The organism is Synechococcus sp. R5-12, assembly GCF_047502655.1.
Lineage (GTDB): Bacteria > Cyanobacteriota > Cyanobacteriia > Thermostichales > Thermostichaceae > Thermostichus.
This window is the reverse complement of record NZ_JANSIM010000033.1, coordinates 1-10,143: the sequence shown is the minus strand read 5'-3', so window position 1 is coordinate 10,143 and position 10,143 is coordinate 1. Positions and strand designations below refer to the sequence as shown.

Annotated in this window: 7 protein-coding genes and 1 tRNA gene; 5 read left to right on the top strand and 3 right to left on the bottom strand. The window is 56.2% G+C overall.

What is annotated here, in order from left to right:
• Nucleotides 1-219: 219 nt before the first annotated feature.
• The gene (locus tag NW843_RS02480) at nucleotides 220-1,134 is read left to right on the top strand and encodes a sensor histidine kinase (protein ID WP_414522019.1); all 915 of its coding nucleotides are present in this window, start codon (nucleotides 220-222) and stop codon (nucleotides 1,132-1,134) included.
• Here the strand turns inward: NW843_RS02480 and NW843_RS02475 are convergent.
• Nucleotides 1,124-1,615 (bottom strand): DUF4168 domain-containing protein, encoded by a 492-nt coding sequence (locus tag NW843_RS02475; RefSeq protein ID WP_414522018.1) that lies wholly within the window; start codon nucleotides 1,613-1,615, stop codon nucleotides 1,124-1,126. The genes NW843_RS02480 and NW843_RS02475 overlap by 11 nt on opposite strands.
• 818 nt (nucleotides 1,616-2,433) lie before the next feature.
• Here NW843_RS02475 and NW843_RS02470 point away from each other — a divergent pair.
• Both NW843_RS02470 and NW843_RS02465 read left to right on the top strand, forming a co-directional pair.
• Entirely contained in the window at nucleotides 2,434-2,775 is a 342-nt protein-coding gene (locus NW843_RS02470; RefSeq protein ID WP_049749658.1) for a DUF3155 domain-containing protein, read from the top strand.
• 233 nt (nucleotides 2,776-3,008) lie between these two features.
• Nucleotides 3,009-3,266: a DUF3146 family protein gene (locus NW843_RS02465; RefSeq protein ID WP_414329773.1), complete on the top strand. Its 258-nt coding sequence runs from the start codon at nucleotides 3,009-3,011 to the stop codon at nucleotides 3,264-3,266.
• 181 nt (nucleotides 3,267-3,447) lie between these two features.
• Here the strand turns inward: NW843_RS02465 and NW843_RS02460 are convergent, their stop codons facing one another.
• Complete coding sequence (locus NW843_RS02460) at nucleotides 3,448-5,430, bottom strand: primary-amine oxidase (RefSeq protein WP_414522017.1); 1,983 nt, start codon at nucleotides 5,428-5,430, stop codon at nucleotides 3,448-3,450.
• Nucleotides 5,431-6,329: 899 nt separating this feature from the next.
• Between NW843_RS02460 and NW843_RS02455 the strand changes: the two genes are divergently transcribed.
• A complete protein-coding gene (locus tag NW843_RS02455; protein ID WP_414522016.1) occupies nucleotides 6,330-8,990 on the top strand; it encodes an ATP-binding protein in 2,661 nt (886 codons plus the stop codon).
• Between the two features lie 13 nt (nucleotides 8,991-9,003).
• Here the strand turns inward: NW843_RS02455 and NW843_RS02450 are convergent.
• Nucleotides 9,004-9,076, bottom strand: a tRNA-Arg gene (locus tag NW843_RS02450).
• A gap of 486 nt (nucleotides 9,077-9,562) precedes the next feature.
• Between NW843_RS02450 and NW843_RS02445 the strand changes: the two genes are divergently transcribed.
• Complete coding sequence (locus tag NW843_RS02445) at nucleotides 9,563-10,000, top strand: hypothetical protein (protein WP_414329770.1); 438 nt, start codon at nucleotides 9,563-9,565, stop codon at nucleotides 9,998-10,000.
• Nucleotides 10,001-10,143: the final 143 nt, after the last annotated feature.

Below are 10,143 nucleotides of genomic sequence, written 5' to 3'. Positions count from 1 at the left end.
GGGACACCTTGAGTTTGCAAGCTACAGTCAGGACTTGGGTCATGCGCCGATTGTACTTCATCAAGGAAGGCCGCATTCCTTCCGGCACTGACCCTGGATAGTGGTGAGTGGGTAGTGACTAGCCACTAGTCACTAGCCACTAATAGAGTGCGGGGCTCCTGCGGGTTCTAGCTGAAAACAGCACGTCCCGGTTGGCTGGCCACCAATCAGGATCTGATCTTGGCCTTGGCCGATCACCTCTCCACCGCCATTCGGCAGGCGGAACTGTTCCAACAGGTTCAGGAACTGAGCCGCACCCTGGAAGAAAAGGTACAGGCCCGCACCGCCCAACTGGATCGCCAAGTACAGGAATTGCAGCGGCTGGATCGCCTGAAAAATGACTTCCTTAGCACGGTGTCCCACGAGCTGCGCACCCCTCTTTCCAACATGAAAATGGCCATCCGCCTGCTCAGCTCCGTCCTGCTGCCTGCCCAGGGCGCTCCCAGATCCCCGGATCCGGCCAAGATCTCTCAGTACTTGAAGGTGTTGGACAACGAATGCGAGCGGGAGATCAAACTGGTCGAGGATCTGCTGGAACTGCAGCAGTTAGAGGTGCTCAAGGGACTCCGTCCCGCTAACGCGAACGGTTCACAGCAGCCCTGCTGGTTGGAGCTGCAAGAGTGGTTGCCCCAGATCGCGGAGCCCTTTGCTCAGGAGGCCCATAGCCGCCATCAGCGCTTCAGCCTTGGGATCCCTTCAGGACTGCCTGCCATTTTTACCCTGCCGGGAGTGCTAAAGTCGGTGCTGGCGGAATTGCTGAAAAATGCATGTAAATTCACCCCTGCTGGGCACCTGATCAGCCTTCAGGCCACCTGCCATTCCGACCACCTGGACATCCAAGTCCTCAACACCGGCGTAACCATTCCCCTGGAAGAGCAAAAGCGGGTATTTGAGAAGTTCTATCGGGTGCCCAGCGCGGATCCCTGGCGGCAAGGGGGGACAGGGTTGGGGTTGGCCCTTGTGCGGCAGCGGGTAAGCCTGTTGCAAGGAAGCATTCACCTCAACAGCGAGGCCAACCACACCTGCTTTACCTTGCGGCTGCCTCGGGTTCTCCCTGTCTTTGGCCAAGGCAAGCCAGCTCAGCCTAGGGTGTAGGCGTCGGGGTGGCCGGCTTTGGAGAGTTGGAAGCTTCCCCTTCCTGCAAAACTTCTTGCAAGCGGGCCCGAACCCGCTGGTTGAGAACAGGATTTTCGTTCGCCAAGGTCATCAATTCGCGGTATTGAAGCACTGTCAGCCCTTGCTCCTCGACAATGCGGCTGGCTTGGGTTTCTGTGCGCTGCATAATTTGCTCGTACTCCTCCTCGTTCTGGGTTTCCCGCAGTTGGGCGCTCGCTTCCCGAATCAGGGGATCCAACTCCAACAGAATCCGCACCAACTGTTCCACCTGGGCATCGGTGACTTGCTCTGGGGTCAGAGTTGGAGATGCCACAGGGCTGGGAGTTGCTGTGGCCGGAGCCCCCCCCGAAGTCGGAGAAGCAGTTGCAGCAGGGCCGGGCGACGGGGTTGCTCCCTGTGCCCAAGCCGGCAGGGATCCCAAGCTGAGTCCCAGACCCATCAGCAACGCGAATTTCATCATGCCCAAAACTCCCCAAACCCAGACAAGATAGACCTAAGCCCTTGAGGTGCAGCCAAACCTGAAGCCAGACTAGCAAGATGCCTGAATTCCGTCTAATCGGTTCAACGCAGTCCTGGCAGCCCATCAAGCTCATTCCAGCTTGCCGGCACCTGAGGCGGGATCCATCCAATCCCTACGGTACCAGAACTCCTCACTCCAGGGCTCCCAGGATGAACTCGCGAAAGGGCTGTGTGGACATGCTGGGGATCTGCAGTGGATCTCTTGTAGAAACAAGAAGTTGGTTGTACAGTCTTACATGCGCTGTTCAACGGTAGCCCGGCACCGGAGTGCCCCTTTCTCTCCTCGGTTGAGCAGCTCCAGACTTGCAGCATTGGCAATTGACTTAGCACTTCAGCCCAAAGGGGGTTGTCTTGAAGCTGAGCTTAGGTATATGTTCTGTTGAGTATCGTTTTTGTTAATGTTAGGCTAGGGGCCAGATTTGATACGGATCTCCCACATCGGCATCTGACTTTCTTCGCAGGTGTCAGAGCCCGTGGATCCCCTATCAATATCAGCAGTCAACCTAGCAAACGCCCAATCGCCAGCTCTCTTTGCAGGCGATTGTTGGAGGGTTTTTTGTTCGGAGAAAGGTTCCCGATTAGATTTTTTTGGGCGCGTCCATAAGTAACCCTTCAAGGGCTTTGAGGGCGACTGCTGTCTTTATTGCCTTTGTAAAAGATGATAACAAAAATGGGTAAAAGTTATTGCTTTTCTTAAGCAGCGCTGATATATTCTTTGCGGTTGCGGTTGTTCGGTCATCCTTCTACAGGAGGCTTACATTGGTTAGGAGAAGAAAGCGTAAGAGCCGCCGTCGTCTGGAAGGGCGCAAGATTTTAGATCACATTCCTCAATTTAATTTGGACAGTGGTGAGGAGAAGTCTGTAACCGCTGCTCGAAAATATATTCAGGAGAAGTCTATTCAGCCCCCCGCACTTATTTTGGTGCGACGAAATGAACATACAGTTGATCGGTTTTTCTGGGCGGAGAAGGGGTTGTTCGGCGCGCAATATGTCGAGGAGAACCACTTCCTTTTTCCCAGCCTGCGAGCTTTGTTAGCAGAGGTTGCGGCTGAAAAGCCAGAGAAAAAATCCTCGAAGACCCTTGCAACTGCCGCTCGCTAGCTTCTGGCCAGCTTTTCCTACAGCAGGAGCCCAGGAAACAGCCCCCCTACCCTGGGGGGTTTGTTGCAGCCGCTCTCAGAAAATCAAGAAAATCAAAAGAACTGACCCTATTTAGGGGATCCCTTTCACTCAATGGGTTGAGCTTCTGATACCTCACTCCCCATGCTGGATCTGCTGGCGGCAGCGAGGGAGCCACGCGCTACCCTACAAGGGATCCCGTCGGGAGATGCCGGATGAGCCGACTGCCTCAGACCACTGCCCACATCCAAATTACCCGCCGCTCTTGGCAAGAGGGTGCCATTGAGGGGGAAGTCAATGCCAATGGTTGGGTTTGGCGCTTTTGCTGGCGCTTTCGGGCCGGGGAACTCAGAGTGGAGCCTTCTGTGGGGCGAGCTTTGATTTGCGAGCCCTTGAGCCGCTTTCTGGAAAAATCCGACTATCTGCTGGAACCGGGCAGCAACTACTCGTTTGTGATTCGCAGCAGCTTGTGAACTCTCAATCTGAGCAGATCTGAGCAGAGCTTTTGCCCAGCACCAAAGACCGGGGCTGAGCAATGGAAGGCACCTGCTACGGTGACCCAGAAACCAGGTCTCAAGCCCCGTGGGCGAAGAGTGCCTCCCCTCTCACTCCTGTCGCGCCCAAGCTGTTCGCACTTGAAAGAATCCTCGCCCTCTAGGCAGGGGGGTAGTCAATAAAGCTGCAGCAGCCTTTGGTCTTCGGCGGGGGAGGAGGCACATCCAGAGCTGGGTTGCACTCAAAGAAGCCCAGGGGCTTGAGCATAAAGCCGATGTAGCTAACCGGCATCACCGGCCAGTCCTCGGTGCGGGGGAAGTGATTGCAGCCAAAGCTATACCAGAGCACCAGGCGGGTGTTTTCCAGGGAGCGGTTCGCTTGCGTCCATTGCACCAGCCCTTCGCCACCGGGATGTTGGTTGGGGTAGTTCCCTGCTGGGAACTTCTCGCCGGGATGGTAGGGCGTGGCCCAGAGGTGGTGGGCCAGGTATCCTGCCCGTCGGTGCAGCCAAGAGTCGGGGTGGGCCAAAAGCTGGACGTTTTCCCCCGGCATCAGTTTGTAGGCCACCGGCTGTCCCAGGCGGTTGTGGCGATTGGGGTTGACAATCTTCCAATAGCGGCCCCGCAAGGGATCCACCGTTTGCTTAGCCTCCTGCTCGGTTTTGAGCAGGGTGGAGCGGGCGCGAAAGGCGTTGCCGTGAGGGTTATCCGGCCCCAGAGGCAGAGGTTCTGCATGCACTTCATAGAGGGAGTTGCACGGCCCATCCACCGCCATATCGAGGCGGACAGTGAAAAAGTGCTGGTGGTTGAGGCCAGACAATTGGGGTGCCACCAAGACGCCAAACTCCGGCTCTTCCCCCGGCAACGTGGCGCAAGTGTTGATGATGCCGGTGAGCTTGGCTTCAAACTCCAGCGTGCCATCCTGGTAGAAGTACCAGAAAAAGCCGTAGTCGTAGTTGCCAATGGTGGTGAAAAAGGAAAGCACCAACCGCCGCGAGCGCCGCACCTGCGCCCGTTCCGTGCGCCAGTCGGTGTGCTTCCAGAGCACCCCAAAGTCCTCCTCGTGCATACAGACGGCATTTTTCAAAAGCATGGGCTCACCGCTGTTGGTGGGCAGCCAGGCATCGAAGTAGTAGATTTCCCCCAGACAGTCGCAGCCCAGCTGCAGGGAATTGGCCTGCATGCCAATGCCGTATTCCCCCACATCAAAGGCATTTTTGCGACAGTGGGGATCCCGCGGATCCCCGTAGGGCACCACCATCTCGGCTACCGAGGCGCGGTAGAGAATGGGGCGAAGGCGGCCTTGATCCTCGTAGCTCACCTGGTGGAGGACGAGCCCCTCTCGCGGGTTAAAGCTGATGCGCAGATCCCACTTCTGCCAGCGGATGTGGTGCCCCTCCACCTGGAAGCTCACCCCTTGGGGCTGGGTAATTTCTAGTGGCTTCAAATCTTGGCGAAAATCTTTGAAAAACAGCTCGTCGAAGTTACCGGACTCCGGCGGCAAGGGCCACAGACCCCGATCCTCCACCTTGACAACTTGCATGCGGTTGAGGTCAATCCAGGGGTAGAGCCCCTCGATGGGGCGGGCATAGCCGTTGTCGCAAGGGGAAGTACGTAGGAAACAAAAGCCTCGCACCAGCCGCCGCCCTTCTTCTTCCGGGATCCCGAAGTAGCCCACCGTCCAGTAGTCCACCATCACCAAATCCACATCGGCAATCCCCCGCCGCTGCAGAGCCGCCAAAAATTGGGGATCCTCCTTGAGCAGGCGGTCGCAGGCGTACACCTCATCGTCGAGCAGAGGGGGCTGCACGCCCGCAATGAGCTGCCAAGAGCGCACCTGCTGTGTTGACAGAGAGACCACGGCTTCGTAGGTGTTGCCACTGGCCGGATCCAACAGCACCACGAAAGCCTGCCGATCCCACGGCTGCCCCGGCTGCCAAGTTTCCATCCAAGGCCGCTCCGGCTCGTGTAGCTGGATGGTTACAAAGCGCCCCTGAGAACTGAGGGGCCGTTGCCGGCGCAGGATCTGCACCACTTGCCGCATCTCCTCAGCACTGAGGGGATCCAAGGGGTGGCCTTGGGACAATGCAGGTTCGCTCGACTGATGCTGTCGATCCAAACTGGGAGAAACTTCACAAACCACAGCAATAACCTTGAATTCTTCAGTTGGAAAATGATTGAGTTGAGCTAGGAAAAAATAGGGAGAAGTCTGCTGAGAAAGGTCAAAGGGATCCCTTCGCTCGCCATGCCGCGGGCCAGCCCATCAACCCAACTCAGAGAATCCAAAAAACCTAACAGCAGGCTAAACAGACTATCCTGTTGCCATCGCCAACATCGGGCAACTTTGCAAGAGATACCCGGGGAAAGGAAAACTTAAGCCAAAGCCCAAGGAAGTGAAGACAACCTCGGCCCTGCTAATTGTCCAGATCTAGCAATCTTCTGTTTCCCCGTCCGCTAACCAAATGAAGAGGGCAACGGCACCTTGAGAAGCCGCGCCAGGGCGAACAGGAAACCGTCAACCCATCGGGAAAATCTGAATACAGGTCTTACTACAGATAAACCCAAACTCGAGAGCAGGAGAAGTTTTCTGTGATTAAACGTCAGGCTTAACGTTGCACAGGAAAGCATAAAAAAGAGAAAACGCTTCACGCAGGCTAAGGGCAGGATCACACCGAGAAAGCTCAACGCAACGTCAACTCTCGCAAGAGCGCAAAGACATCTCGAAGCCTGCCCTGACCCTACCTGCCAGGGGGATCCCACCACTTGGGATCCGAAATGCAACTGACGATACTATAGCAGAGGCACCCCCCTTTCCCACAAGCCCGGCCCAAAGCCTCCCGGTCGCATCAGCAGGGTAGCCTTCTCCCCGTGGGTTTGAAGCCTAGCTCAGGCTGAAGGGTTGGTGTCAAAGAATACATTTCCAAAGTCATTCTGGAGCCATGCTTAAGGTTAGGAATTTCTGGCAATTCGAATAGTAGGATCCTTCACGTCTCCTGAAAATCGTCCACAATGAGGCAGGGCTCATAGAATCTGGTGAGGGAGATGGCTTCAACTCGATACCGCCTGGTGCCGGTGCGGCCAGGAGACGGCAGCTTTTATCCAGAGCATCTCTATTTGGCCTTAGAAGCCACCCAACTGGGCTATTGGCAACTGGATTTGCGCACCTGGGAGTTGAGTGCTTCTCCCCAGTGCAAGGCCAAATACGGGCTGGATCCCGGCCAAGATTTCACCCTGGAAGTGTTTTTGCAGCACGTTCACCCGGAAGATCGCCAAAGGGTGAAAGAAGCTTTGCAGACGGCTGGGCCCAGGGCGGTAGAGGGGGATCCCAACTTTTCGGTGGAATATCGGGTTTACCAGGCCGACGGCCAGATGCGCTGGCAGCTTTCCCAGGGGATTGTGCTCTTGGGGCCGAAAGGGGATCCCGGCCAGGTTGTCGGGGTGACCCTGGATATCAGCGAGCGCAAGCAATTAGAGATCACCTTGGCCGAGCGAGAGCGCCACTATCGCCAGCTCCTGGAAGCCCTGCCCGACATGCTGCTTCGTCTGGATCGCCAGGGCCGCTGTCTGGAGTTCAAGCCGCCCAGCCATTTTTCTGTCCCCCATCCCCCTGCCTACTACCTGGGCAAAACTCCTGAAGAGCTGTTTCCTGATACCGGTTGCACCGGTGGGGCGGAACCCATAGCCCAAGCCATTCGCGAGCATCTGGAGCTGGCCCTAGCAACCCGGCAAGCTCAAGAGATCGAATACCCCTGCCCAGAGGGATCCCCTCAGCCCCAATATCGCCAGGCCCGCATCGTTCCCTTTGGGGAAGATCAAGTGCTGGTGATCATCAGAAACATCACCCCTCGCAAGCAAGCTGAGCTGAAACTGCAGCGGCAATTGCAGCGAGAAAGACTGTTTAATCAGCTCATTCAGGCCATCAACACCTCTCTGGACTTACCCACCCTATTTGATGTGGCGGTGCGGGAAGTGGGGGCAGTGTTGCAGGCAGCACGAGTTACCCTTTATCAGTACCTGCCCGCTGAGGCCGTGTGGTTGGGCATTGCCAGCCATAGCCGATTTCCTAATTTGCCCAACAATCTGAACCTGCGACTGCCGGATAGCAGGGATTTTATGGTTTTCGATCATTTGAAACGGCTGCAAATTTTTCATGTCCAGGATCCGGAGCAGATTGCCGATCCCTTTGCCATTTATGAGAAGCGAGAATACCAACTGGGCCCTTGGCTGGTGATCCCGGTGGCTTGTCAGGAACAAATGTGGGGCGGGCTATCGCTGCGGCGCCTGACTTCAGATCCGGATTGGCAAACCGATGAGATCGAGCTGGCCAAGGCTATCGGGGAGCACCTGGCAGTGGCCATTCAGCAGGCAGAGCTTTATCAAAAGCTGCAGCAGGCCAATGCTGAATTGGATTACCAAGTGCGGGTGCGCAATGCAGAGCTCGAACAAGCTTACAACGACGAAGCGCTACTCCAGCTCATCACCGAAGAAATTCGCTCCACTTTGGATGAACAAAAAATCTTGGAAACGGTAGCCCGAGAACTGGCCCTGAGCTTGAACCTATCCAATTGCACCATTGCCCTTCATGACCCAGAGCGGCAGGTCAGCGTTTTGGCGGTGGACTATTTGGCCGGAGAAGGGATCCAGCGCTTTCCCCTGGAGGTTTCGTTTGCGGATTTCACCCATGTGCTTCGTCAGCTCCAGCGCGGACAGCTTTGCCACTTCAGCAATCTCCATCACCCCTGCTGGCCCAACCATGACCGCTGTACCCTGATCGTCTCCCCCATCTGTGAAAAAAGGGATCTGGCAGGGCAAGACGAGGAACTGCTTGTTTTGGGGAATGTTTGTGGATCCCGTCCACTGGGGCAGATATTTACCGAGCGGGAACAACGGCTTATCCAACGGGTAGCCGGCCAATGTGCCATCGCCATTCGCCAAGCACGTCTTTATCAGACAATTCAGCGCCAGGTGCAGCAGTTGCAGGAGCTCAACCAACTCAAGGATGAGTTTCTGCACATGGTCTCCCATGAAATGCGCACGCCTCTCACCAACATGAAGCTGGCCATTGGGTTTTTATCCAAAGCCAACCTAACCGAGCGGGAAAGGCGCTACTTTCAAATTTTGGAGATGGAGACCAACCGCGAGCTGGAGTTAATCAACGACCTGTTGGAATTGCAAGCCCTCGAATCCGGAAACAAAGTCCTCAGACTTACCTGTTTATCTCCCCAGGAATGGATCCCCAATCTTGCCGAGCCCTTCCGGCTGCGAGCTGCCCAACAGGGCCAACAGTTTCAGGTGGAATGGGATCCCGACCTTTGGCTCCTCTGCACGGATGAGAGCCTCTTGTCGCGGGTGGTCAGCGAGCTTTTAAACAATGCGTGTAAGTACACCCCCACCGGGGAAAGCATCTATTTGAGTGTGAGCCAGGCTAACTCCAATGGCCGTCCCGGCTGGCTGATCACGGTGCGCAATACAGGGGCGGAAATTCCTGCAGAAGCGTTGCCCCGCCTTTTTGAAAAGTTCTATCGCCTCCCCCAGTTGGATTGCCGCAACGCCGGGGGAACGGGCTTGGGTCTATCGCTGGTTCAAAAGGCAGTGGAGCTGCTGCAGGGATCCCTGCGGGTAGAAAGCCACTCTCGGCAGGTGATGGTTCAGATGTGGTGCCCCCATCAGGGCAGCTTGTCGGAAACCCCAAGCAAGGCTTAGAGGGCAAGGCCAGCGCCTTGCGCAGGACTCGAACCTGCAACCATCGACTTAGAAGGTCGGTGCTCTATCCTTTGAGCTAGCAAGGCCGAAGAAAAGGGTGCAGAGCCATTATATCCCCGACCCAGTTCCCATTCTCTGACCCCGACCAACCTGCCTCTGACCTTGAGTTCTGCATTGTTGCTTGGGCAAATTGCGCGGTTTGCCTTGGGGAGCCAGGGCGGGATCCCTTCACCATGGGAATGTTGGTTTTCGCTCAGGATATGAACGTCAAAGAGATCGTCTGCCAAGCTCTTGGAACGGGACGTCTGGGCGTCTCTCAGGAAACTTGACTGTACGGATAAGGAAGACTTGCAGACGGCAGATGCTTTGAGCAGATGCTTTGATCAGTGCCTTTTTGGATGGCGCTGTGCAGCGGGAGAGCCACAACTGGGCTCCCTGTGCATCGATCCCTTAAAATGGGCGAGCCGAAAGCAGAAAAGTACTCGTTTGAGTTCGAGGATCCCATGCAACCGAGCTATTGCGTCGGAGATAAGTCCAAAATGGGTGTTGAGGTGTCGAAAATTGGGATCCCCATGCCCTTGCTCCCTGATCCTGGCTCAGTTGGGCGAAAGAAAGCTTCTTCCGGCACTCAATCCCTGTCTCCGGCAGCCAAGCGCCTGTTGCGCCTCTACCACGGCGGTAGCTTCATCTTTCTGGGCCTGCTGTGGCTGGTAGTCGGGATCCCCAGTCTCTGGGCTTTGCGAGCGGATATAGCCCGCCTGTGGGATTACTTTACTTGGACGGGCCTGCGATATGCCTTGTTTCACCGCCCAGGATGGCCGACTTTGGGGTTGTTGCTCTGTGTCAGCTTCACGATGGGGATCCTGATTGCCCAAAGCCGCTATGAGCTGTTCGGCCTGTATCCGGTGGAGCGTCTCATGCTGGAGCAGCAATCCCGCTGGATTCTATCCTTGCCGGTGTGGCATCCGCTGCGGCGCTGGTTGGTGCGCAGGTTGGATACTCAAGATTAGGTTTTGGCTGCTACTTGGGATCCCTGCCGGCACCGAGGCAAAATCTCGTTTGCGTGCGGGTAAACTACCCGACTCCGACCGCTAAAGCGTTACGGAGCAGGCTTTCAGTAGCCCTGAGCCTGCTCTGCTCTACCAGAGAACAA